Annotated in this window: 20 protein-coding genes and 1 other RNA gene; 10 read left to right on the top strand and 11 right to left on the bottom strand. The window is 56.8% G+C overall.

The annotated features are described in order from the left end of the window. The first annotated feature begins 42 nt into the window (after window positions 1-42). Window positions 43-690, top strand: a complete 648-nt coding sequence (locus tag RIKMI_RS12480; RefSeq protein WP_051214169.1) for an OmpH/Skp family outer membrane protein — start codon at window positions 43-45, stop codon at window positions 688-690. A 64-nt stretch (window positions 691-754) separates the two neighbouring features. Here RIKMI_RS12480 and RIKMI_RS12475 read toward each other — a convergent pair whose 3' ends face one another. The 8 genes from RIKMI_RS12475 to RIKMI_RS12460 form a co-directional block, all read right to left on the bottom strand. Continuing rightward, window positions 755-1,252 (bottom strand): DUF456 domain-containing protein, encoded by a 498-nt coding sequence (locus RIKMI_RS12475; RefSeq protein ID WP_037291212.1) that lies wholly within the window; start codon window positions 1,250-1,252, stop codon window positions 755-757. A 61-nt stretch (window positions 1,253-1,313) separates the two neighbouring features. Further along, window positions 1,314-1,886 (bottom strand): electron transport complex subunit RsxA, encoded by a 573-nt coding sequence (gene rsxA / locus RIKMI_RS0100780; protein ID WP_027290079.1) that lies wholly within the window; start codon window positions 1,884-1,886, stop codon window positions 1,314-1,316. 18 nt (window positions 1,887-1,904) lie between these two features. Continuing rightward, window positions 1,905-2,498, bottom strand: coding sequence for an RnfABCDGE type electron transport complex subunit E (locus RIKMI_RS0100775; protein ID WP_027290078.1), 594 nt, complete (start codon window positions 2,496-2,498; stop codon window positions 1,905-1,907). Between the two features lie 2 nt (window positions 2,499-2,500). Beyond that, the gene (locus RIKMI_RS12470; RefSeq protein ID WP_245584922.1) at window positions 2,501-3,304 is read right to left on the bottom strand and encodes an RnfABCDGE type electron transport complex subunit G; all 804 of its coding nucleotides are present in this window, start codon (window positions 3,302-3,304) and stop codon (window positions 2,501-2,503) included. 5 nt (window positions 3,305-3,309) lie between these two features. Continuing rightward, on the bottom strand, window positions 3,310-4,293 hold the full coding sequence (locus RIKMI_RS0100765) for an RnfABCDGE type electron transport complex subunit D (protein ID WP_027290077.1): 984 nt from the start codon (window positions 4,291-4,293) through the stop codon (window positions 3,310-3,312). A 14-nt stretch (window positions 4,294-4,307) separates the two neighbouring features. Continuing rightward, window positions 4,308-5,651 (bottom strand): electron transport complex subunit RsxC, encoded by a 1,344-nt coding sequence (gene rsxC, locus RIKMI_RS0100760; protein ID WP_027290076.1) that lies wholly within the window; start codon window positions 5,649-5,651, stop codon window positions 4,308-4,310. Continuing rightward, a complete protein-coding gene (locus RIKMI_RS12465; RefSeq protein WP_037291209.1) occupies window positions 5,644-6,594 on the bottom strand; it encodes a Fe-S cluster domain-containing protein in 951 nt (316 codons plus the stop codon). The genes rsxC and RIKMI_RS12465 overlap by 8 nt, the downstream gene beginning before the upstream one ends. Then, a complete protein-coding gene (locus RIKMI_RS12460; protein ID WP_051214168.1) occupies window positions 6,594-7,025 on the bottom strand; it encodes a SoxR reducing system RseC family protein in 432 nt (143 codons plus the stop codon). Before RIKMI_RS12460 ends, RIKMI_RS12465 begins: the two co-directional genes overlap by 1 nt. 186 nt (window positions 7,026-7,211) lie before the next feature. Here RIKMI_RS12460 and nadB point away from each other — a divergent pair, with 186 nt between their 5' ends. Then, window positions 7,212-8,786: an L-aspartate oxidase gene (nadB, locus tag RIKMI_RS0100745; protein WP_027290075.1), complete on the top strand. Its 1,575-nt coding sequence runs from the start codon at window positions 7,212-7,214 to the stop codon at window positions 8,784-8,786. An 89-nt stretch (window positions 8,787-8,875) separates the two neighbouring features. Here nadB and RIKMI_RS0100740 read toward each other — a convergent pair whose 3' ends face one another. The 3 genes from RIKMI_RS0100740 to RIKMI_RS0100735 form a co-directional block, all read right to left on the bottom strand. Further along, the gene (locus RIKMI_RS0100740; RefSeq protein WP_027290074.1) at window positions 8,876-10,210 is read right to left on the bottom strand and encodes an IPT/TIG domain-containing protein; all 1,335 of its coding nucleotides are present in this window, start codon (window positions 10,208-10,210) and stop codon (window positions 8,876-8,878) included. Window positions 10,211-10,578: 368 nt separating this feature from the next. Next, window positions 10,579-11,050, bottom strand: an RNA gene (rnpB, locus tag RIKMI_RS14480) — RNase P RNA component class A. 194 nt (window positions 11,051-11,244) lie between these two features. Next, a complete protein-coding gene (locus RIKMI_RS0100735; RefSeq protein WP_027290073.1) occupies window positions 11,245-12,441 on the bottom strand; it encodes a Smr/MutS family protein in 1,197 nt (398 codons plus the stop codon). A gap of 37 nt (window positions 12,442-12,478) precedes the next feature. On the opposite strand from RIKMI_RS0100735, the gene RIKMI_RS0100730 reads away from it, so the two are divergent. The 8 genes from RIKMI_RS0100730 to RIKMI_RS0100695 all read left to right on the top strand — a co-directional run bounded on the left by RIKMI_RS0100730 (window position 12,479) and on the right by RIKMI_RS0100695 (window position 23,024). After that, window positions 12,479-13,687 (top strand): S-adenosylmethionine:tRNA ribosyltransferase-isomerase, encoded by a 1,209-nt coding sequence (locus RIKMI_RS0100730; RefSeq protein ID WP_027290072.1) that lies wholly within the window; start codon window positions 12,479-12,481, stop codon window positions 13,685-13,687. 161 nt (window positions 13,688-13,848) lie between these two features. Continuing rightward, window positions 13,849-14,445, top strand: coding sequence for a type 1 glutamine amidotransferase family protein (locus tag RIKMI_RS0100725; protein WP_027290071.1), 597 nt, complete (start codon window positions 13,849-13,851; stop codon window positions 14,443-14,445). 14 nt (window positions 14,446-14,459) lie between these two features. Beyond that, window positions 14,460-16,250 (top strand): YgiQ family radical SAM protein, encoded by a 1,791-nt coding sequence (locus RIKMI_RS0100720; RefSeq protein WP_027290070.1) that lies wholly within the window; start codon window positions 14,460-14,462, stop codon window positions 16,248-16,250. Then, window positions 16,211-17,812 carry a replicative DNA helicase gene (dnaB, locus tag RIKMI_RS12455; protein WP_084135115.1) on the top strand — a complete coding sequence of 534 codons (1,602 nt, stop codon included), beginning with the start codon at window positions 16,211-16,213 and terminating at the stop codon, window positions 17,810-17,812. Before RIKMI_RS0100720 ends, dnaB begins: the two co-directional genes overlap by 40 nt. A gap of 205 nt (window positions 17,813-18,017) precedes the next feature. Beyond that, window positions 18,018-20,363: a glycoside hydrolase family 20 protein gene (locus RIKMI_RS0100710; protein WP_027290069.1), complete on the top strand. Its 2,346-nt coding sequence runs from the start codon at window positions 18,018-18,020 to the stop codon at window positions 20,361-20,363. A 439-nt stretch (window positions 20,364-20,802) separates the two neighbouring features. After that, on the top strand, window positions 20,803-21,210 hold the full coding sequence (locus RIKMI_RS0100705; protein WP_027290068.1) for a hypothetical protein: 408 nt from the start codon (window positions 20,803-20,805) through the stop codon (window positions 21,208-21,210). A gap of 5 nt (window positions 21,211-21,215) precedes the next feature. After that, window positions 21,216-22,496 (top strand): DUF3440 domain-containing protein, encoded by a 1,281-nt coding sequence (locus tag RIKMI_RS0100700; protein WP_037291207.1) that lies wholly within the window; start codon window positions 21,216-21,218, stop codon window positions 22,494-22,496. 3 nt (window positions 22,497-22,499) lie between these two features. After that, the gene (locus RIKMI_RS0100695; RefSeq protein ID WP_027290066.1) at window positions 22,500-23,024 is read left to right on the top strand and encodes an IbrB-like domain-containing protein; all 525 of its coding nucleotides are present in this window, start codon (window positions 22,500-22,502) and stop codon (window positions 23,022-23,024) included. The last annotated feature ends 411 nt before the right edge of the window (window positions 23,025-23,435 follow it).

The raw sequence follows: 23,435 nt of genomic DNA, 5'->3' as shown, positions 1-23,435 counted from the left end.
ATTTGTATTCAAAATCGGAAACACAAACATTTTAGCGGAAATATGAACAGAACTAAACTCAACATCGTATCTTTTGCGGCAGCAGTGGCTGCGGGTTTGTTTGCGGTGGGCTGCGGCTCGTCGGACAAGGGAGGAACGTCTGCTGCCGGAAATGCTGCGGATTCTGCCCGGACGGTGGCTGCGGCTGCGGGGATCGACTACAACGGCAAGATCGTTTACGTGCAGATCGATTCGATCATGCGCGGTTACGGCATGGCGATCGATTTGCAGGCGGCTTTCGCATCGAAAAGCGAAAAGGCTCAGAACGAATTGAATGCCAAAGGGCGCAGCCTGGAGCGCGAGATGCGCGATTATCAGGAGAAAGCTCAGAAAGGGTTGATTACCCGGTTCCAGGCGCAGGATATCGAATCGGGCCTGCAAAAGAAACAGCAGTCGGTGTTGGAGTATCGTGACCGGATGATGCAGGAACTGGGCGAAGAGGAGGCCGTGATGATGAATAAAATCAGCGATGCGATCATGCAATATGTCAAGAAATACAATGCCGAAAAGAAATACAGCATGATTATCAGCACGCAGGGGGCCAATACGGTGCTGATTGCGGATCCGGCGCTGAATATTACCGACGATCTGCTCAAGGGGCTGAATGACGAATACCGCGCAATGGCGGATTCGACCAAGGCGAAGAAATAGTTTTTTCGATCGGTTTACAGCATAACTGCCGGGTGCTTTTCAGAATGAAAAGCACCCGGCTTTTTTAGAATCCGCCGAAACCGGTCGCCCACCAGGTCGAGACCAGTTCGTAGAGGACATAGAAACAGAGCAACAGTTTCAGTCCGGTACCTAACAGGAAGCCGAGAAAAGTGCCCATCGCGGCTTTAAGGGCCATGTAACCCGACCGTTTGGCATACATGATTTCGCCGAGAAACGCCCCCAGCAGCATGCCGAGAAGCATTCCTATCGGTGTGAAAATCATACCGAGGATCATACCGAGGATCGATCCCCAGGTGGCGGCTTTGCTGCCGCCTAATTTTTTGACGATCAGCGGCGGCAGGAAATAGTCGGCCAGGAAGACAGCGAGGGTTACGCCGGCCATGATCCACATGAACGTGTCGCTGAAAGGCGTATATCCGCTCCAACGTCCCAGCCACAGGCTCAGATAGGCCAGCGGGACGCCCGGAAGGGCGGGCACGATGGAACCGACCAGGGCGATCAGCAGAGTGACGAATGCGAGGATAATCAGGAAAATGTCCATAATGAAAAACCGGGCCCCCGTTTCGTGGAACCCGGCTGCAAATTACGAAATAATATCAGAACTATACCAACCCGGAGAAGCCCATGAAAGCCATCGCGAGGATGCCGGCCACGATCAATGCGATCGGCACGCCTTTGAACGCTTTGGGCACATCGGTGATTTCCAGTTTTTCGCGCAGGCCGGCGAACAGCACCAGGGCCAGCGTGAAACCCAAGGCGGTCGATGCCGAGAAAACGACGCTTTCGGCCAGATTATATTCTTTCTGCACCAGCAGGATAGCTATACCGAGCACGGCGCAGTTCGTGGTGATCAGAGGCAGGAAAATTCCCAACGCCTGATACAGGGCAGGACTCACTTTCTTGAGTACGATTTCCACCATCTGCACCAAGGCCGCGATCACGAGGATGAAAACGATGGTCTGCATATATTCGATGCCCAGCGGTACCAGTACGCCGTATTGCAGCGGATAGACCACCAGCGCGGCGATGGTCATGACGAAAGTCACCGCCCCGCCCATCCCCAGCGAAGTGGACACTTTGTTGGATACGCCCAGAAACGGGCATATGCCTAAGAATTGCGCCAGCACGACATTATTGACGAAGATCGCACTGATTATGATTACGAAATATTCCATAGTCGTCTGAATGTCTGGTTATCGCAGTTTTGCGGTGAATTTGTTGAAGAGTACCAGCAGGTATCCCAAAGCGATGAACGCCCCCGGTGCCAATACGAAAACCAGCATGCCGTCCATGCCGGCAGGCAGGAATTTGGCGCCGAAAACGGAGCCGGAGCCGAGCACTTCGCGAACGATGCCGAGCAGAGTCAGCGAGCAGGTGAAACCCAGCCCGATACCCAGACCGTCAAGCATGGATGCGAACGGCCCGTGTTTCGATGCGAACGCTTCGGCACGTCCCAGAATGATGCAGTTCACCACGATCAGCGGAATGAATACCCCCAGGGTGTTATAAAGGTCGGGCACGTAAGCCTGCATGACGAGCTGAACGACGGTCACGAACGAGGCGATGATGACGATGAAGCTCGGAATGCGGACTTTGCCCGGAATGACGTTCTTTACCAGCGACACTACGATATTGGACATGATCAGTACGAACATCGTCGCGATGCCCATGCTCATCCCGTTGATGGCCGAGGTCGTGGTACCCAGCGTCGGACACATACCCAGCATGAGGACGAACGTGGGGTTTTCCTTCACCAGCCCTTTGGTTATCAGTTGCAGTTTTGTCATGGTTATTCTCCTCCTTTCTGAGTATCGCCGTTCAGAGTGTCGGCCGTGCTGTTTTCTGCGGATGCGGTCGCCCCCGCGGTGGCGTCATAGGGGAGCGCCCCTTTGACTGCGTTCGGATCGAATTCGAACTCTTCCTCTTTCTCCGGTTGCCGGGGTTCGGGAACCGGAACCGGTTCCGGTTCGGGAGCAGGGGCCGGGGCGGCGGTGGCCCCCGATGTGGCTTCGACTTCGGTATCTTTCAATACGGCTTGCAAAATGTTATAGCCGCGTGCCACGGCGTCGGCAAAAGCCCGGGACGAAATGGTCGAAGCCGTGATCGCATCCACGTCGCCGCCGTCTTTCTTGACGGCCAGTTTGAAAGATTCGGGATTTTTGCCTTCGAACTGGACGGCGAAATCCGATTTGGATTTCTGGATTTTATCTCCGAGGCCCGGCGTCTCGTTATGTGAAATGACCGATATATCCTTGATCGTCCCGTCGGGCAGGAAACCGACCATTAGGGAAATCTTACCGCCGAAGCCGTTTTTGGAAAAAGTTTCGATCGCATATCCTACCGGTTGCCCCTCTTTGGTGGCGGGATATATTTTCACCGTTTCGCCGTCGGCCTCTTTTTCGATCGCCTCTTCCGAAGGCGTGTTGTCGAATTCCGGCATGACCTGCGCGATGGCGTCGTTGACTTTCTTGATTTGGGCCGCTTCGATCGGCTCTTTAGTCAGCCGGTATATCCCGCCGACCGCCGCACTGGCGACCAAAGTGATGGACCCCAGCACGATAACCATATTCTTGAGTGAACTTTCCATGGCCATATCTCTTACTTCTTTTTAGGGGTGCGGCCGCCGAAACGGCTGGGTTTCACATACATGTTGATAAGCGGTACGGTGGCGTTCATGATCAGGATGGCGAACGAGATGCCTTCCGGATAGGCGCCCCACACGCGGATCAGGATGGTGATGACCCCGATGCCGATCGCGTAAATCGCCTGGCCGGCTTTGCTCATCGGCGAGGTCACGTAGTCGGTGGCCATGAAGATGGCTCCCAGCATGGCGCCCCCCGCGAAGAGGTGGAACAGCGGGTTCATATATTCCTGCGGATCGGCCAGCCAAAGGATCGAGGCGAAGACGAACATGCTGCCCAGCACGAATACGGGGATGCGCCAGGTGATGACCTTGCGGATCAGCAGGTAGATTCCGCCGAGCAGCAGGGCCAATGCCCCGATTTCGCCCATCGAACCGTCTTTGAATCCCAGGAGCATGCCTCCGAGATCGATGTTCGGCATGATCTCCGTTACGGGGGTTCCGGTTTTCAGGGCCTCTTTGACGAAAGCCAGCGGAGTGGCGCCGGTAATGGCGTCCACGCCGGCCGTATCGGGAAACAGGGTCATCTGCACCGGGAACGAGATCAGCAGGAAAACGCGGCCGACCAGCGCGGGATTGAACAGGTTGCGGCCGAGTCCCCCGAACGACATTTTGCCGATGCCGATGGCCACCAGCGAGCCGAGGATAACGAGCCACGGCGAGATGTTGGCCGGCAGGTTGAAGGCCAGCAGGGTGCCCGTCACGACTGCCGACCAGTCGCCCAGCGTCGATGCCCGGCGCAGCATGAAACGGTCGATCAGCCATTCGAAAAGCATGCAGGAGAGAATGGCTATCCCGGTGACGAAGACGGCGCTCAGGCCGTAGATGAATACGGAAAAGGCGAAGGCCGGGATCAGGGCGATCACCACGTCGCGCATGATCCGCGGTGTAGAGAAATCCCCGTGCAGGTGAGGCGAGGGGGCTACTATTCGATTGCTCATGGTCTGAAATTTCTTTATTTGGCTTGTCGTGCCCGGATGATTTTCATGGTTTCGGCTTTACCCAGACGGATGTAGTCCAGCAACGGCAGGTTCGACGGACAGGTGAACGAACAGCATCCGCATTCGATGCAGTCCGTCGTGCGTTCTTTTTCCAAACGGTCGTACAGCCCCAGCCGCGACAGTTTCGAGATCAGGAACGGTTCCAGCCCCATCGGACATGCGTCCACGCACTTGGCGCACTGGATACAGGGCATTTCCGCTTTCCGCAGCGACTCTTCGGTTTTCATCAGCAGTACGCCCGAGGTGCCTTTGGTGACCGGAGCGTCGATGTTGGCCATCGCGCGTCCCATCATGGGGCCGCCGTTGATGATTTTGCCGGTGTCGGCCGGCATGCCGCCGCAGGCTTCGATCAGGGCGCTGATCGGCGTGCCGATGCGCACCAGCAGGTTGGACGGCTGGCCGAGTTGTTTCCCGGTGACGGTCACTACGCGGTCCACGATCGGGCGGTTTTTCTGTACGGCCTGATATACCGCGTAGGTGGTCCCGACGTTTTGCACGACGGCACCCACGTCGATCGGCAGTCCTCCGCTCGGCACTTCGCGTCCGGTGATGGCCGCGATAAGCTGTTTTTCTCCCCCCTGCGGGTAACGCATTTTCAACGGGACGACGCTGATGCCTTGGTGATATTTCCCGCTGCCCAGTATCTCGTTCAGGTGCCGGATCGCTTCCGGCTTGTTGTTCTCGATGCCGATACGGCACTGCTCTACTCCCAGCGCCCGCATCAGGATTTCGCAGCCGACCAGCAGCTCTTCGGCGTGTTCGAGCATCAGCCGGTAGTCCGCCGTCAGATACGGTTCGCACTCCACACCGTTGATAATGAGCATCTCTACCTTTTTACCCGGAGGTACGGAGAGTTTCACCTGGGTCGGAAAGGTGGCTCCGCCGAGGCCTACGACGCCGGCGGCGGCGATTTTGGCGATGATTTCTTTCGGTTCCAGCGTGCACTCTTTAATCAGGGTGTCGGTCCGGTCGATGGCCGGGTTCCATTCGTCGCCTTCGACCGCGATCGTTACGGCCGGTTTGCGCAGGTTGCCTCCGTCGGGGACCGCGTCCACGCCGGTTACGGTTCCCGATACCGAGCTGTGGATATTGGCCGAAACGAATCCCGTTGCGGTTCCGATAATGTCGCCGACCAGTACCTTGTCGCCTTTTTTGACGGCAACCGTGGCCGGTGCACCGATGTGCTGTCCGAGCGGAATGGTCGCTGTTTTCGGTACGTCGAAAATCCGGATGGCCGCGTCTTTGCTGATCTTATGGTCGTGCGGGTGGACGCCACCCAATCTGAAAGTCTTAAGCATGTTGTTCCCCTCCTTCCTCTGCGGTTTTGGTTTCCTGTGCCGGTGCGTTTTCCGTTACGGCGGCGGTTTTGGCGACCGGTTGTGCGGCTTCGGCCGGTTTCGGAGCCGGTTTTTCGGCCGGACGCGGCGGGAAGTTCACCTCCACGATGGCCCCTGTCGGACAGACGGCGACGCACTTGCGGCACAGACGGCATTTGGCCGGGTCGATGTAGGCCAGGTTGTTTTCCAGCGTAATGGCTTCGAACGGGCAGGTTTTCACGCATTTGCCGCACCCGATGCAACCCACCGAGCAGGCTTTGCGGGTGACGGCTCCTTTGTCCTTATTGACGCAGTTCACATATACCCGGCGTCCTTTCGGGCCTTTCTTGCGCAGTTCGATGATGTTTTTCGGACAGGCTTTCACGCAGGCTCCGCAGGCCGTGCATTTCTCTTCGTCCACTTCCGGCAGTCCGGTTTCCGGATTCATATGGATGGCGTCGAAGTTGCAGACCCGGGTACAGTCGCCGTTGCCGAGGCATCCGAACGTGCAGCCGGTTTCGCCGCCGTAGAGCGCGGCTTCCACCGCGCAGGAACGTGCGCCGTCGAACGTATTGGTACGGGCGCGGTTGCAGAGTGTCCCGCCGCAGCGTACCACGGCTACCTGGGGTTCTTTCTCCGCCACGGCTTTACCGAGGTATTCCGCTACGGCTTTCATCGTGGGGGCGCCGCCTACCGGGCAGTAGAGCGCCGAGATGTCGTCGTTCTTGACCAGGGCTTCGGCCATCCCCCGGCAACCGGGAAACCCGCAGCCGCCGCAGTTGGCGCCGGGCAGTCTGGCTTCTGTCTCGTCGATCCTCGGGTCTTCGTAGACCTTGAATTTCTGCGCAACGAAGTAGAGCACGACGGCGGCGATCAGCCCCAGCCCCACCAGGATTGCGATGGTGTAAATCAACGTTTCGTTCATTATTGTCCGATTTCTTTTTCGATTTCGATGGTTAATTCGCGATTGATGCGTCCGCGCAGCAGGCGTACGATAATAAAGTAGAGTACGAGTATCGCCAGAGTCAGCAGCGCGGCGGAGGTCTCATTCACCCCTGCCGTCTGGAATCCGAGCAGTGCCGCGACGATCAGTACGACGGGCGCCAGATAAGCGATGACGACCGCCTTGAGGCCCGACGAGCGGCGCATGACCAGCGTCACCTGTTCGCCGACCCGGTATCCCTGTCCGTCGTTCGCGAGCGTCATCCGTTTCCCCTGCCCTCCCCCTTCGCTGCAAACGCTTTTGGCTTTGCATGCGGCACAGGCTTCCGGCCGGCATACTTCGACTTCGATTTCGGAAGTATCGACGCGGACGACCGTGGCGCTTTGACGGAGGGTTCCTGGGGTACGGATCATGGAACTGGTATGAGAGGCGGTTCGGGTTGAGGCCACAAAAGTAACAAAAAAATCCAGTATTTGTATCCCTGTTTCCGGCGCGTTTCGCATATCTGTATTTTCGGGCGTTTGCTGTCCGGATTTCGGCAATAATGCGTAACTTTACTCGTTCCTATTCGAAGATTATAAACCTCAGTTTTTGCCATAATGAACAGAGAGTGTGACTTTTTGGTGATCGGTTCCGGTATCGCGGGGCTGAGCTATGCGCTGAAGGTAGCCGGGCATGGCCGGGTGATCCTCGTGACGAAGAGCCGCCTGGACGATACCAATACTTACCATGCGCAGGGCGGCATCGCCAGCGTGACTTACGAGCCGGACGATTTCGAGCAGCATATCGAAGATACGATGGTCTGCGGTTCGCAGAAAAACAACCGCGAGGTGGTCGAGCTGGTCGTGCGCAATGCCCCGGTGCAGATCCGGCAGCTGATCGAATGGGGGGTCGATTTCGACCGGGCGGCCGACGGCGACCGGTACGAGTTGGCGCGCGAGGGGGGACATACGCAGCACCGTATCCTGCACCATAAGGATTACACGGGGGCGGAAGTCGAAAACCGTCTGATCGACCGGGTGAGGGAGCATCCGAATATCGAGATCCTGGAGCGTCATTTCGCTGTCGATCTGCTGACTCAGCACCATCTGGGCAAGCTGGTGAAGCGGTCGATTCCGGGTACGGAATGCTACGGGGCCTATATCCTGAAACTGGATACGCAGGAGGTGTTCACCGTGCGGGCGAAAGTGACGGTGCTGGCGACGGGCGGCACGGGGAACGTCTATCATACGACGACCAATCCGGCCGGGGCGACGGGCGACGGTATCGCGCTGGTACACCGGGCCAAAGGGATTATCGAAAACATGGAGTTCATCCAGTTCCATCCCACCTCGCTGTACAATCCGGGCGAGCGTCCTTCGTTCCTGATTTCGGAAGCTATCCGCGGTTTCGGGGCCATTCTCCGTACCCAGGACGGTAAGGAATTCATGCAGAAGTACCATCCGATGGGGTCGCTGGCCCCGCGCGACGTGGTGGCGCGGAGTATCGACCACGAGCTGAAGATGAGGGGCGAGGAGTATGTCTACCTGGACGTGACACATAAGGATCCGGAACTGACGCGCGACCATTTTCCGAATATCAATAAAAAGTGTCTGTCGATCGGGATCGACATCACGAAGGATTTTATTCCGGTGGTTCCGGCGGCGCACTATTGCTGCGGCGGCGTGAAGGTGGACATGAACGGCGAGACTTCTATCAAGAGGCTGTATGCCATCGGCGAAACGGCTTCGACCGGTCTGCACGGGGCGAACCGGCTGGCCTCGAATTCGCTGATCGAGGCGGTGGTCTATGCCGAACAGGCGGCGCGGCATTCGTTGTCGGCGATCGGCGGCCTGACGTGGCAGGAGGGTTTGCCGGACTGGGATTACAAGGGAACGTCGCATCCGGAAGAGATGGTGCTGATCACGCAGAGCCTCAAGGAGGTGCAGCAGATCATGTCGAACTATGTGGGGATCGTGCGGTCGAATATCCGGCTCGAAAGAGCCATGCACCGGTTGCAGATCATTTACGAGGAGACGGAACACCTGTACAAACGGTCCACGTTGTCGAAAAATCTTTGCGAGCTGCGGAACATGATCGCCGTCGGGTATCTGATTATCAAGCAGGCTCAGCAACTCAAAGAGAGCGTGGGGCTTCATTTTTCGCTGGATTACCCGATGCTGTCGCAGTTCTGACCGGTCGGGAGCGTATCGGGCGGGCTTAAAATAAAGGGGAGGCTTTCTGAAAAGGAAGCCTCCCCTTGTTTTTCTTGACGGGCGGATCGTTACCGGGCCAGTACGAGGGTCCAGATCATTTCGTCCCAGGTGAAAGATTTTTCGGCTTTTCGGGTCGCGAAGTCGAAAGTGTATAAGTCGGTGCCCGTAGTATAGTCGCCTGACGCTTCGGTACCGGACTGTTCCCAATAGTCTGCCCAGTAGATCCGGTCGGTCACGGGATCGTATTGGGGATCGAAACAGCCCGCATTATCGAGCGTATATACCGTCTCTCCCGCGGCCAGATTTTCCGGGTCGAATGTCAGGAAGTGCGTATTGAACGGACTGTCGATCGAAGTTCCGTTTTGGCTCACGACGGCGGTATAGGTTTCTCCCTGACGTTCGAAAAAGCAGACATTGCCTTCGGTGTCGTCGGATCCGAAAGGTATCGTGTTGCCGGGGATCATCGTTTTCGCGTTCAGGTCGAACGCCGCGAAACGATTTTCGTGGGAATCGGCGCCATATAGGGAGAAGGCCATGAGCAAACGTCCGGAAACAAGGCAGGGAGTGCTGTACACGGCGATGTCGTATGTGTCGGAAGATACGCCGAAAGCGGTCGCCCAGGAGCCGAAATCGATGACTTCCGTCTGCGTTCCGGTGGCGGGATCGACCGAATAGAGGCGGATGTGGTCGTCGTCGGTGAGCGGTACGGCCAGCAGGTGCAGACTACCGTCGATCAGACACGCGAAATAGTCGATGTCGTCTTTCAGCGGGACGCGGTTAAAGGTGTTGGTGTTCAGGTCGAGGGTGCCCAGCCAGCTTTTTACGACGATGCCGGAAGATAGTTTGGATTCGGTGTCGGGAATGTTCTCGTATTCTTCATACCATTCGATACTGTATATGGTGTTTTTCGACGCGTCGTACACATTGCTGGAACTGAAATCGAAATCGGCGTCTCCCAGAATCGGAGTCAATGCGTATGTTTGCCGGTCGATCTCGTAAACGCCGTGGTCGCCGAGGCCGTAGAGTCTGGCCGCGGCTGCCGGGACGCTTTCGCCGATGGCGACTTTGCCGAGAACCATTTCCGTACCGCCTCGTTTGAGTACCAGCGTGCATTCGCCTTCGGGCAGCCCCTGGGGGACGGTAAACGTGATTTCTGTTGGGGTTTGTTTTACGATGGTGGCTTGTATGTCGCCGTCGGCTTTGGTCGGCATACGGAGCCAGATTTCGTCGGAGGCGGTAAAGCCGCTGCCGGTGATCGTGACGGTTTCGCCGGGCGAAAATTCTTCGGTAACGGGCGGCAGGACGGGATCGGTGATGAGCGGCGGCGGAGTGTTCGCGCCTTTGTCGTTGCAGCCGGTCAGGACTGCGAGGCCGAGACTCAGCACTAAGAGCAGTTTTTTCATGGCGTTTTGTTTGTTTTGGTGTGTAAAAAGTTTATCGCTTACAAACAAAAAGCGTGGGCTTCGAATCTTATTTGCTTTCCGAGGTCTTCGACTACCTATGCAACCAAATAAGTAAAGCCCACGTGTCGCCACGTGAGCGTTACCGCTTTACTCTTGGTTGCTTCTGAAAGTGTCGAAGTTTCGGAAAGCAAGAAGAAAAGCTAACGCTTCTTATGTATGTAATTCGTCGGTCGGTGGATTATACCATACAATGCCTTTTTTGTGTGCGGCAAAGGTATGAAAATTTATGAGGTTTTGTATTGGGTGATGCACACAAAAGGAAAATAAACCGGAGCAGAACCGATACAAACGGTTCTGCCCCGGTCGGTAAGATAGCAAGGGGTATAAGCCGGGTTCTGTACTTTTCCGGCCGGGACAGTCCGCATAAAGCGATGTTCTGCCCTTTCGGAAAAGCCTCTGCCATTTATCCAGCCCGGCGGTCTCCCGCCGGATCGTCAGCAACCTACCCCCCGACTCGGACGGGCCGCCTTTCAGTGCCGTACCCGGATCGGAATCCCGGCACGGAACAGCATCGGTGTACATGGTCTTGCAACCCGCAGTCCGTACGGCTGCCGATGTCGCCACCGGCACCGGTGGGCTCTTACCCCACCTTTTCACCCTTGCCTGGCCGGTTTCCCCGAAAGGAAACGCGCGGTTGCGGCGGTTATTCTCTGTTACGGATGCACGAACTTACGTCCGTCTGGCAGTTTCACCAGTGCGGCGCCCTGCGTTGCCCGGACTTTCCTCCCCTCCCGGTTCGCCCTTTCGGGCGCCGGAAGCAGCGGCAGAGTCCCCTTGCTTGTGATTCTATATGGTTGCGGTTTCGTCGAAGAAACCTCTCTACGGCACGAGCCGGAACGCCTGCTCGAATTGCCGGTATATCAAAAGTTAATGGTAACTATATACGTTTTTTACGTAAGCCTGATTTTCCGCTTATCCCGGTCTGAAACCTATATAAAATGGGTTCCCGGTCCAGGGCCGTCTCTTTCGCGACGTTATTTGAGGAAAATCATGATCGCTCCGTATCCGTACTCTGCGAACGAAGCGTCCTGGTGTCGGAGTTTGGGATAGTTGCGTTTGAGCGATTTTTCGATTTCGTAACGCAGTTTGCCTTTTCCTACGCCGTGGATAAAGACGATGCGTTTTTGGCCGCCGGCTTTGACCGCCCCGTCCAGAGCTACGGCAAACCGGGCCAGCTGCGCCTGGAGAATCTCTCCGGGCGTCATGCCTTCCGTGGAATCGAGGATGGCTTCGGCGTGCAGGTCCACCACCTCTTCGTCTTTCGTGGATTTCCTGTGGGCCGGGGCCGTCGTTTTCGGAACTTTGGGCGCGGGCGTCGGAATGACGGGCGCCGCGTCGTCGGACATTTCGTCCGACGACGCCAGCGTGAATTCCAGCGCCGGAGCGTCGAAATAGTCGTTTTCGGTGAAACCGGAGGCCCGCACGAATTTCAGCGGATGCAGCTCCAGGTCGAAGGCCTCCGTCGCCCGCGGCACGAACGCCGTCGGCTTGTAGGGCAGGAGGCTGATATGGAGGGTCGAAATTTCCGCCAGTTCGGCCCGGCGGTAGAGTTTGACCTTCTGTTTGGAGTCGGCGGCCAGCGTGCCGCTGTCGATCGTACGCACGAAATGGCCGCCGCCGCGCTGTTCGCGCCGGGCGATATTGTAAAACAGCGTATAACTGCTGTCGTTTACCAGCCATGCCTCCAGGTCGGCGGCTTCGGCCGGTTTGTCGCTGTCGGGGACCGGGACGAACAGCAGCTTGACCAGGTAATCGGTAACTTCCCACGGCGCTTTTTCCGGCGCGGCGGGCGTGCGGTCTACCTGTTCCTCGGCGCTCTTGACGAACGACTTCCGGAGTTTGGAGAGATCGATCGGTTCGTCGTCCTCGTAATCGTCGGTCAGCGACACCTTGCCGTAATTGTTCAGTCCCCGGACCGTGGCTTTCTGTCTCTTGGAAAGGCCTGTCGGGGCTGTGTTCCCGCCTCCGGCGGAGGGTTTCGGATCGCTCGGGCCGATCTTGACAATGGCCGCGTTTTCCTCCTCGATCTCCACCTCCACAATATCGCTGATGAGTGCCGGGATTTCGAAACCTTCCTCCACTTCGACGTAGGCGATGTTCCCCTTGATGGAACGGACGATGCCTGCGCCGGTGTCCGAAATGAATTTCACCCGGCTGCCTGCTTTAATCATAGTTTATCGCTAAATTTGCACAAATTTAACGGTTTTGATGGAGAAGGCAATAGATATTTCGGAATTCGACTACCCCCTGCCGGACGAGCGTATCGCCCGGTTCCCGCTGGAAGATAGGGCGGCCTCCAAATTGCTCCTTTACCGGAACGGGACGGTCGGCGAGGATGTTTTCCGGAATGTGGCCGATTACCTGCCTGCCGGTGCGCTGGTGGTGTTCAACGATACGAAAGTGATCCGTGCGCGACTGTTGTTCCATAAGGCGACGGGGGCGCGGATCGAAATCTTCTGTCTCGAACCGCATGCTCCGGCCGATTACGAGCGGGCTTTCGCCGTGACCGGGAGATGCGAGTGGCACTGCATCGTGGGCAATTCGAAGAAGTGGAAATCCGGTCCGCTGGAGATGCCTTACGACGGGGGAATTTTGTCCGCCGAGCGGATTCAGGATGACAGGATCGGTTTCGCGTGGACTTCGGAGCACACGTTCGGGCAGTTGCTGGAGCTGCTGGGTCGCACGCCCATACCGCCCTACCTGTGCCGCGAGAGCGAAGAGATCGACACGGTGCGTTACCAGACCGTCTATTCCAAATGGGAAGGGTCGGTGGCCGCGCCGACGGCGGGTCTGCATTTCACGTCGGAGATCATCGAATCGCTTTCGGGGCGGGGGTTCGATACGGCGGAGGTTACGCTCCATGTGGGGGCGGGAACGTTTCTGCCGGTCAAAGAGAAGGATGCGAGGAATCACCGTATGCATACCGAATTCTTTCAGGTGGGGTTGGCGACGCTGGAAAAACTGGCGGCGGCTGCCGCCGAGGGAAAGATCGTGGCCGTCGGTACGACTTCGGTGCGGACGCTGGAGTCGCTGGCAGTACTGGGCGAACGGGTTTTATTGACGGGGGACGCGGCTCCGGAACGGACGGTCGGCCAGTGGGAAGCCTATACGAACGGAGCGACGGCGGACGGAGAGTCTGCTCCGCTCGGCGCATTGGCCGAGTGGATGCGCTCGTGGAAAATGACGCAGCTGCATGCGGCCACGGAGATTATGATCGTCCCAAGTTACCGTTGGCGGACGGTGCGGGGTCTGATTACCAACTTCCACCAGCCGCAGAGCACGTTGTTATTGTTGATTTCGGCCCTGGTCGGAGAACGCTGGCGGGAGATCTATTCCTATGCGTTGGAGCACGGGTTCCGTTTCCTGAGTTACGGCGATTCGTCGCTTTTATTGCCGGAAAAGGGATCGGGAGAATGAAAGGGGTAAGATTGCCTTGAAAATACCTGATTAGGTACACCGTCATATATTCGACGGTAATTTTTTTATCGGCTCTGTGCCGGACGGCTTTCAGTCGTCGGGGGGCGCAAACCGAAAAAATACCGGTGAAAACGATAAAAATATTGAAAATGCGGGATATGATGAAGCAGGAAGTGTTGTTGGTCGTGCTGGACGAATATGCCGATTGGGAAGCGGCTTTTTTGGCCGCGTCGCTGAATGCGGGCGTAACGCCGGAGAGCGGGTCGAAATATGTGCCGAAAGTCGTGGCGCCTTCGCTCGAACCGGTGCGCTCCATAGGCGGATTCCGGACGGTCCCGGATTACGGTTTCGAGACGGTTCCGGACGATTATGCCGCTTTAGTGCTGATCGGCGGAATGCGGTGGCGTTCGGACGCAGCCGCCGGAGTCGTGCCGTTGGTGCGGCGGGCCGTGGAGCGGGGAAAGATCGTGGGCGCGATTTGCAACGCCGCATCGTTTCTGGCCGCGCACGGTTTCCTGAACGTGGTCCGGCATACGGGAAACACGTTGGAACAATTGAAACTGTGGGGCGGATCCGCCTATACGAACGAGACGGGGTATGAGCGGCGGCAGGCCGTAGCGGACGGCGGCATCGTGACGGCCAACGGTACGGGATATCTGGAATTTACCCGCGAATTGCTGTTTGCGCTGGAGGCCGACTCGCCGGAGCGGATACGGGCTTCCTACGAATTCAACAAAAACGGATTGTATTCCGTCTGACGACCGAAACGGGGATGGTTTCTTCGAATGTTTTTTTGCCGACTTCGGCCAAGGAGGTCGCCGCGCGGGGCTGGGAAGAGCTGGACGTAATCCTCTTTTCCGGCGATGCCTATGTCGATCATCCGGCTTTCGGAGCGGCGGTGATCGGGCGGCTCCTGGAGGCTGAGGGCTACCGGGTGGCCATCGTGCCGCAGCCGAACTGGCGCGACGACCTGCGGGATTTCCGCAAGCTGGGCAAACCCCGTCTCTTTTTCGGCGTGACGGCCGGGGCGATGGATTCGATGGTGAATCACTACACGGCCACGCGGCGGCTGCGTTCGGACGACGCCTATACGCCCGGCGGCCGGGCGGGACAGCGACCCGACTACCCTACTATCGTCTATACGCAAATACTCAAAAGACTTTATCCCGGCGTTCCGGTGATCGTCGGGGGAATCGAGGCGTCGCTCCGGCGGCTGACCCATTACGATTATTGGCAGGATCGGTTGAGGCCGTCGTTTCTGGTCGAGAGCGGGGCGGATCTGCTGACTTACGGCATGGGCGACCGTGTGATCGTCGAGATTGCCAGGGCGTTGCACAACGGTTTCAACCTGAAACGGCTCTCCCGGCTGGGACAGGTGGCTTACCTGTCCGACAGCCTGCCGGAAGGGGCGTTGGAGTTGCACCCGTACGAGGCGTGTCTGCGAAGTCCCGAAAAATTCGGCGAAAATTTCACGCATATCGAAACCGAGTCCAACAAAATGCAGGCGCAGATATTGGCGGAACGTGTGGGAGAACGATACGTGGTGGTCAATCCTCCTTATCCTTACCTGACGGAGGCCGAAATCGACCGTAGTTTCGATTTGCCCTATACGCGGCTGCCCCACCCGCGTTACAACGGCAAAGGGCCGATCGGCGCCTACGAGATGATCAAGCATTCGGTGAACATGCACCGGGGGTGTTTCGGGGGGTGCAGTTTCTGCACCATTTCGGCGCATCAGGGAAAGTTCATCAGTTCGCGCAGCGAGGCTTCGATTCTGCGTGAAGTGGAACGGATTACGCAAATGGCCGACTTTCGGGGGAACCTGTCGGACATCGGGGGGCCTTCGGCCAATATGTATCATATGGGCGGGCGTAACCGGACCGTGTGTGCCAAGTGCGCGAGACCTTCTTGCATCTTCCCGAAAGTTTGTCCGAATCTGGACAACGACCACCGTCCGTTGTTGCGGTTATACAAAAAGATACGCAGCGTCAAAGGAATAAAACATGCCTATATCGGCAGCGGTATCCGGTACGATATGTTCGACGATTCGCCTTATCTGGACGAGGTGGTGAAATACCACACCAGCGGGCGGCTCAAGGTGGCGCCGGAGCATACCTCGGACAAAGTGCTGAATCTGATGCGTAAACCGTCGTTCTCGTTATTCGAAGGGTTGAACAAGCGGTTTCGGGGAATTTGCGAGAGGGAGGGGCTGCCTTACCAGCTCATCCCTTATTTCATATCGAGCCATCCCGGATGTACCGAAGCCGATATGAAAGAGTTGGCCGGGATCACCCGGCGGCTCCATTTCCGGCTGGAACAGGTGCAGGACCTGACGCCGACGCCGATGACGCTCAGTTCGGTGATGTTCTATACGGGCATGAATCCCTATACGGGCGAGAAGCTGTATGTGGCCCGCACGCGGGAGGACAAGGAGCGGCAGAAGGCGCACTTTTTCTGGTATAAAAAACCGTCGGGCGGGAGCCGCCCGGCTGAAAACGGCATGAAAAGACGACACGAAAGACCATGGCAGAATACAGACAAGACCCGGAAGCCAAAAAGATAGCTTCGCGGCGCAAGACGACGGAATCGATCACGGCGGTGAGCCAGCAGATGGGCGTGACGCCGCCGCAGGCGGTCGAACTGGAAGAGGCGGTGCTGGGGGCGCTGATGCTCGAAAAGCACGCCATTCTGGGCATACAGGAGATACTGGTGCCCGAATCGTTCTACCGCGAGGCGCACCAAATCATCTACCAGGCGATTCTCGACCTGTCGGCGCGAATCGAACCGATCGACCTCTATACGGTCGGTCAGCAGCTTCAGAAAAAAGGCCAGCTGGCGATGGTCGGCGGCCCGGCTTACCTGGCGGAGCTGACCCAGAAAGTGGGTTCGGCGGCCCACCTGGAGTTCCACGCCAAGATCGTGGCGCAGAAATATGTACAGCGGCAGTTGATTTCGGCTTCGACCGAAATTCAGAAACAGTCGTTCGACGATTCGATCGACGTCGAGGAGCTGATCAACCAGGCCGAACAGGCCATTTTCGTCATCGCCGAGGGGAATATCCGGCGCGACGTGCAGAGCGCCCGCGACATCGTGAGCAAGGCGATCCAGAAAATCGAAGAGGCGTCGCAGAAACCCGACGGCCTGAGCGGGATACCGAGCGGATTCACGGACCTCGACCGGCTGACTCTGGGATGGCAGCCCTCCGACCTGGTTATTATCGCGGCGCGTCCGGCGATGGGGAAAACGGCCTTCGTGCTGACCATGGCCCGAAATATTTCGGTGGATTACCAGAAAGCCGTGGCGGTTTTCTCGCTCGAAATGAGCGCCGTGCAGCTGATGACCCGTCTGATTATCGGCGAGTCGGGCCTCGATTCGCACAACATCAAGAACGGCCGGCTCTCGCCCGACGAGTGGAAACACCTCGAAACCTCGATCAAGCCGCTGGCGGCAGCGCAGATGTTCATCGACGACACCCCTGCTCTCTCCATATACGAATTCCGGTCGAAGGTGCGTCGGCTCAAGGCGCAGCACAATATCGAACTGGTGATTATCGACTACCTCCAGCTGATGACGGTCGGAACGACCGATACCCGCGGGAACCGCGAACAGGAAGTGGCGACTATCTCGCGCACGCTCAAGGCGATCGCCAAGGAGTTGGATGTGCCGATCCTGGCCCTCTCGCAGCTGAGCCGCAACGTGGAGGCCCGCGGGGGAACGAAACGCCCGCAGCTCTCCGACCTGCGCGAATCGGGGGCGATCGAACAGGATGCCGACATCGTGGCTTTCATTCACCGGCCGGAATATTACGGCATGACGATGGACGAGGACGGGCAGCCGACGCAGGGACTGGCCGAGATTATCGTGGCCAAGCACCGTAACGGGGCGGTCGATACGATCAAGCTGCGTTTCCGCAGCGAACAGGCGAAGTTCGTGGACTGGGACGATACGGGGTTCGGCGGTATCGCTTCGGGCGATGCGGGCGGATACAGTACCATCGCTTCGAGCGGTTTCGACAGCGATTTCGATGCGTCGGGCCGTGTGGCGACTGCCGAAAGCGGCGCTATGCCGGGGCCTTTCGGGCCTGCGGGTAGCTCCGGGGGATTCGACGGCGAACCGCCGTTCTAATGGACTGTGCGAAACGTATCCTCCGTATTTCTGAGGATTCAAGGGGGATCCTTACAGTCCTGTGCTCTGCCGCCGCCTGCGCAGGGCGATTCCGTGCGCCGCAGGCGTGGCCGAAAGGAGAGATGAATTTTCAGCGTAAGCTGAAAAAGACAAACCGCACGGCGAGCGGCTTTTGATAGTGAAAAAATCTAACCTAAACCATACGATGAAGAAAATTGTGTCACTGTGCGCGGCGGCAGCGTTGCTGCTGGCCTCTTGTTCGGAGAGCCGGAAAGCGGGGAAAATCGCCGTTATTCCTGCCCCGGTGTATATGGAATCGGGCCTGGGGGATTTCATTCTGGATAAAGCCACTGTAGTGGCGTATCCCGCAGGGGATTCGGTGTTGGCCCGTGCTGGCGGGATGATCTCCGAAACGCTGGGCGCGACGTTCGGTACGGCACTGGCCTTGTCGCCGGATACGCTTTCCGGAGCAATCGTACTGGAACGTCCGGAAACTCCGGCGGGGCTGAAACCGGAAGGTTACCGGATGGTGGTATCGCCCGACCGTATCGCCATCGAGACGAATGATTATAACGGCGCTTTCTATGCGTTGCAGACCCTTTTGCAGTTGCTTCCGGCGGAGGTGTACGGCGCCGGGGACAACGGGGCGGATGCGTATGCGGTTCCGGCGGTGACGATCGAGGATTATCCCCGTTTCGGCTGGCGGGGGATGCATCTGGACGTGAGCCGCCATTTTCATCCGGTCGGATTCGTCAAGCGTTATATCGACCTGTTGGCCATGCACAAGTTCAACCGTTTCCACTGGCACCTGACGGACGATCAGGGGTGGCGGCTGGAGATCAAAAAATACCCGTTGCTAACCGAAAAATCGGCCTGGCGCGTGGATCGCAATGATGACGGATGGGAAACCAACCGGCCGCCGCTGCCGGGCGAAAAGGCCACCTACGGCGGTTTTTATACGCAGGATGAGGTGCGGGACGTGGTGGCTTACGCGGCGGCCCGCGGGGTGACGGTCATTCCGGAGATCGAAATGCCGGGCCATTCGGGCGAAGTGTTCGCGGCCTATCCGCATCTTTCGTGTCTGGGCAAGGAGCAGTTCGTGACGCCGGGCGGATATTATCCGGACGGGTTGGCGACTTGCTTCTGTGCCGGCAACGATTCGTCGTTCCTCTTTTTGCAGGGGGTGATCGACGAAGTGGTCGAGCTATTCCCGGACGCCCCGTACATCCATGTGGGGGGCGACGAAGTGGATATGCAGTTCTGGTCGAACTGTCCGAAGTGCCGCAAACGGATGGCAGAACTGGGATTGAAAAACACGCATGAATTGCAGAGCTATTTCATGCACCGTATGGAGGAATACATCAACTCGAAAGGGAAAGCGATCATCGGTTGGGACGAGATTCTGGAAGGCGGCGTGGCCCCGAACGCCACGGTGATGAGCTGGCGGGGCGAGGCCGGCGGTATCGAGGCGGCCCGGATGGGACACGATGTGGTCATGACGCCGGATACGTATCTCTATTTCGATTTTTACCAGAACGATCCGCAAGTGGAACCGCGGGCTGCCGGAGGATTCACCACGACGAAAAAAGTTTACGGTTACGAACCGGTGCCGGCGGTGCTGACGTCCGACGAGGCGAAACATGTTCTGGGGGCGCAGGCCAATGTCTGGTGCGAGCATATCCGGGACGGGAAACATGTGGAATATATGGTATTGCCGCGTATGGCCGCTTTGTCCGAGGTCGTCTGGTCGCCCAAAGAGGCCCGCGATTACGAGGACTTCGCCGGTCGGCTCGAAACGCAGTACGACCGCTACGAGGCGATGGATGCCGTATATCATCCGGGGGCCGACCGGATCGTCTTCTCGCCGGTTTACGATTCGGCTGCGCGGCAGTTCCGGGTGGCTTTGGCGACCGAATTTTTCGGCGGCGTGATACATTACACCACCGACGGCAGCGAACCGACCGCGCAGTCGCCCGTTTATACGGAACCGATCCGGATCGATTCCATGGCGACGGTGTGGGCGATCGTGGTTAAAGACGGCCGGCGGGTGTCGAAAGCGGTCGCCTCGCAGACGCTGGGTTTCCACAAAGGATCCGGTAAGGCCGTGAAATACAATACCGTCCTGAGTCCGGCCTATGCGGGAAGTCCTGTTACGCTGGTGGACGGTCTGACCGGTTCGCTCGATCCCCGAAGCGGATTGTACCAGGGATGCGACGGAGCGGATTTCGATGTGATTGTCGATCTGGGCGAACGGACGAAGTTTACGGAGGTGACCGGTTCGTTCTTGCAGGCGGCCAGTTCGTGGATCTATCTTCCGGAAGCGATGACGGTATCCATTTCTGACGATGGTGAGCATTTTACGGAGGCCGGCCGGGCGGAACGCCAGGTAGATATGGGCAAATCGGCCGAATTGCGTTACCTGTTTACGGTGCGGGGGAATTTCGATGCCCGGTATGTACGGGTGGTTGGGGTAAATGGCATAACTCCGTCGGGTCTGAAAGGTGCTGGGCAGAAGAACTGGATCTTTGCGGATGAAATATTTATCCGGTAGTCGGTAACACCGCCGGGCGGCGAAAGGGCTGGACAGTTCGTCCGGCCCTTTTTTCGTTAAACACACGGGGCGGGTTCCGTTTCGGCCCGATACCCGATCGAATAAGGTTAAGTCGCATATCTTACTTATCCTAAAGAGTTAGGGAGACCGGTGGTGTAACGGCTTTTCTCGAAAATGAATATAAAATGCTGTTTTAAGTATAATAATTAGCTGAAAATATTTACATTTAACCTTTTAAGAGAAAGTAAGTATATACGACTTTACCCAAAGCCGGGAAACGATCTCCCTCAACGGCCCTGCGGTGCCGCTCGGCACGGGGGATCAGGACTTTGCTCTGCATAAGGGGGTGGGCGCGGGCCGAAATATGCTGAAAATCAGGCGTGCATATAAATTAGGGCAAAGTCGTATAGGCTTACCTGAGAGAAATTGATAGCAGTCGATGGATATTCTGAAATTGAAAGGGACGGATAAAAAGCTGTTCGAACTGGTGGCTCCTTTGGTGATGAATCCGGCCGTGTTGCGGCAGAACAATAATTATCCTTTCAAGACCGGTGCCAAATATGTGTGGTATGTGGCCGTGGAGGATGGGCAGGTCGATGGTTTCATCCCGCTGAAAAGGACGGCGGACGGAGGTTGCCTGATCGATAATTATTACATCCGGAACGACGATGCGCGGGTGTTGAACCGTCTGCTTGAGGAAATCATTACGGATACGGCCCCGAACGGCGATACATTGTGCGCGACTGTTCATAAAAGGCATGTGAAAGAGTTTGCGGGACGGGGATTCCGCTCGCGCACGGAGTGGAAAAAGTACGACAAGATGCAACTGTGCCTTCCGAAGAACTGAAGCGTATGTACCGGCTGAATGTATATGAAGCGACGCAGAAAAGGCTGAAAATCATTTTCGATTATTTCGATTATGTCTATGTCTCCTTTTCGGGAGGCAAGGACAGCGGCGTACTGTTGAATCTTTGCATGGATTATATCCGCAGGCATGCCCCCGGACGAAAACTGGGCGTGTTCCATATGGATTACGAGGTACAGTACCGCCAGACGACCGAATATGTCGAACGTATGTTTTCGGAGAACCGGGATATTCTGGAAGTTTTTCATTGCTGCGTACCGTTCAAGGTGGCGACCTGCGCGTCCATGTATCAGCTTTATTGGCGCCCGTGGGACGAGGATTGTAGGCATATCTGGGTGCGCGATATGCCGGAGGATTGCCTGACGAAGGAGGATTTCGATTTTTTTACGGAAGAACTTTGGGATTATAACTTCCAGAATTTGTTTTCCGGATGGCTCCGTCGGAAGAAAAAATGCAAAAAGATATGCTGCCTGGTGGGAATCAGGACGCAGGAGAGTTTCAACCGCTGGAGGGCCATACACAGCGACAAGAATTACAAGAGGCTGGGCAATTATAAGTGGACGCACCGGACGGGCTGGCATGAGTTCAACGCTTACCCCATATTCGACTGGAAAACTTCGGACATATGGATCGCCAACGCGCGTTTCGGCTGGCCGTATAACCACCTGTACGACCTTTATTACCAGGCCGGTATTCCGATTTCCCGCCACCGGGTCGCCAGCCCGTTCATATCGCAGGCGATCCCTACGCTGGCGGTGTACCGGGTGATCGATCCCGATACGTGGGGACGGATGGTCGGGCGCGTGAACGGTGTCGGATGCGCCGGGATCTACGGGAGCACGGCGGCCATGGGATGGCGGAAAATTACTTGTCCGCCGGGCTTCTCATGGAAACGGTATATGTATTTCCTGTTGGGTACGCTGCCGGACGAGACCCGTCGGAATTATCTGGAGAAATTGAACGTAAGCATCCGTTTCTGGCGGGAGAAGGGAGGCTGTCTGGCCGAGGATACCATCCGGAAGCTCCGGGAGGCGAACGTTCCGATCGAGGTCGATGAGACTACGGCTTACCATACGCCGAAGAAACCGGTACGTATGGAGTATCTCGACGATATAGATATTCCGGAATTCCGGGAGATACCTACCTACAAAAGAATGTGTATCTGTATTCTGAAAAACGACCATGTATGTAAATATATGGGATTTTCGCTGACCAAACGCGAGCGTGAGTTGAGGGAGTGCGCGATGGATAAATACAGGAATTGCTGATTTATGGCCAAGGAGTTTACAAGTCCGGTATATGCGGTTCGGGCCGTACCCGTAGAGAAAGTGGCTGCCAATAGTTACAATCCGAATGTGGTGGCCCCGCCGGAGATGAAGTTACTGGAACTTTCGATCTGGGAAGACGGATATACGATGCCTTGCGTCTGCTATTACATCGCAGAGCGGGATATTTACGAGCTGGTGGACGGTTATCACCGTTATCTGGTGATGAAAACGTCCCGGCGTATTTATGAACGTGAAAAGGGGTTGTTGCCGGTGGTGGTGATCGACAAGGACATATCGAACCGGATGGCTTCGACGATCCGTCATAACCGGGCGCGGGGGGTGCATTCCGTCGAATTGATGTCGGGTATCGTTACGGAATTGGTCCGTTCGGGTATGTCCGATAACTGGATTATGAAAAATATCGGCATGGACCGGGACGAATTGCTCCGTCTGAAGCAAATATCCGGTCTGGCGGAGCTTTTCGCCAATAAGTCGTTCAGCCTTTCGGAGGATTGGCAGGAGGAATAAAAGTGCGATATGTACATCGTTTTCCGGTTCAGCGCCTTTTAACTCGGCATCGCCGTGTGCGGAAAGACGCTGAGCGGGAATTGATGTATCCGATACCGTTACTATCTTTTCGTGTATAGTCTGCCGGGGGCTTGATAAAGTTCGGCTATCTTTGGGGGGGGCGATGGGCGGCAGAAGCGGGTACTGGAACTGCGTTATCGGTATTGCTTGCATCGTTCGATGATTACGGAAGCGCTTCTCCCCGAAGCGTTGATCCCTTTTCGTCCGTTATTCCTGTACGTAGCCTTCGTTTGTTATTTCGTAGTTCCGAATTTTCCGGAAAAGAAGGTCTCCCGATTGATCGATGTTTCCTATACCGCCCTTTTCAGACGAACCGGGAATTTTATCTGTAAATAAATGATATAACGTTAC

Origin of the sequence: Rikenella microfusus DSM 15922, from assembly GCF_000427365.1 — a bacterium.
GTDB classification, from domain to species: Bacteria; Bacteroidota; Bacteroidia; order Bacteroidales; family Rikenellaceae; genus Rikenella; species Rikenella microfusus.
This window is presented reverse-complemented; position numbering and strand designations above follow the sequence as displayed.

Bases quoted from the DNA above. Each gene is read 5' to 3' on its own strand.
- nadB (WP_027290075.1), top strand. From the start codon at position 7,212: ATGAACAGAGAGTGTGACTTTTTGGTGATCGGTTCCGGTATCGCGGGG.
- RIKMI_RS0100765 (WP_027290077.1), bottom strand. From the start codon at position 4,293: ATGAGCAATCGAATAGTAGCCCCCTCGCCTCACCTGCACGGGGATTTC.
- RIKMI_RS0100720 (WP_027290070.1), top strand. From the start codon at position 14,460: ATGGTTTCTTCGAATGTTTTTTTGCCGACTTCGGCCAAGGAGGTCGCC.
- RIKMI_RS0100705 (WP_027290068.1), top strand. From the start codon at position 20,803: ATGGATATTCTGAAATTGAAAGGGACGGATAAAAAGCTGTTCGAACTG.
- RIKMI_RS0100730 (WP_027290072.1), top strand. From the start codon at position 12,479: ATGGAGAAGGCAATAGATATTTCGGAATTCGACTACCCCCTGCCGGAC.
- RIKMI_RS0100740 (WP_027290074.1), bottom strand. From the start codon at position 10,210: ATGAAAAAACTGCTCTTAGTGCTGAGTCTCGGCCTCGCAGTCCTGACC.
- RIKMI_RS12480 (WP_051214169.1), top strand. From the start codon at position 43: ATGAACAGAACTAAACTCAACATCGTATCTTTTGCGGCAGCAGTGGCT.
- rsxC (WP_027290076.1), bottom strand. From the start codon at position 5,651: ATGCTTAAGACTTTCAGATTGGGTGGCGTCCACCCGCACGACCATAAG.
- rsxA (WP_027290079.1), bottom strand. From the start codon at position 1,886: ATGGAATATTTCGTAATCATAATCAGTGCGATCTTCGTCAATAATGTC.
- RIKMI_RS0100700 (WP_037291207.1), top strand. From the start codon at position 21,216: ATGTACCGGCTGAATGTATATGAAGCGACGCAGAAAAGGCTGAAAATC.
- RIKMI_RS0100725 (WP_027290071.1), top strand. From the start codon at position 13,849: ATGAAGCAGGAAGTGTTGTTGGTCGTGCTGGACGAATATGCCGATTGG.
- RIKMI_RS12470 (WP_245584922.1), bottom strand. From the start codon at position 3,304: ATGGCCATGGAAAGTTCACTCAAGAATATGGTTATCGTGCTGGGGTCC.
- RIKMI_RS0100735 (WP_027290073.1), bottom strand. From the start codon at position 12,441: ATGATTAAAGCAGGCAGCCGGGTGAAATTCATTTCGGACACCGGCGCA.
- dnaB (WP_084135115.1), top strand. From the start codon at position 16,211: ATGGCAGAATACAGACAAGACCCGGAAGCCAAAAAGATAGCTTCGCGG.
- RIKMI_RS0100775 (WP_027290078.1), bottom strand. From the start codon at position 2,498: ATGACAAAACTGCAACTGATAACCAAAGGGCTGGTGAAGGAAAACCCC.
- RIKMI_RS0100710 (WP_027290069.1), top strand. From the start codon at position 18,018: ATGAAGAAAATTGTGTCACTGTGCGCGGCGGCAGCGTTGCTGCTGGCC.
- RIKMI_RS12475 (WP_037291212.1), bottom strand. From the start codon at position 1,252: ATGGACATTTTCCTGATTATCCTCGCATTCGTCACTCTGCTGATCGCC.
- RIKMI_RS12465 (WP_037291209.1), bottom strand. From the start codon at position 6,594: ATGAACGAAACGTTGATTTACACCATCGCAATCCTGGTGGGGCTGGGG.
- RIKMI_RS12460 (WP_051214168.1), bottom strand. From the start codon at position 7,025: ATGATCCGTACCCCAGGAACCCTCCGTCAAAGCGCCACGGTCGTCCGC.
- RIKMI_RS0100695 (WP_027290066.1), top strand. From the start codon at position 22,500: ATGGCCAAGGAGTTTACAAGTCCGGTATATGCGGTTCGGGCCGTACCC.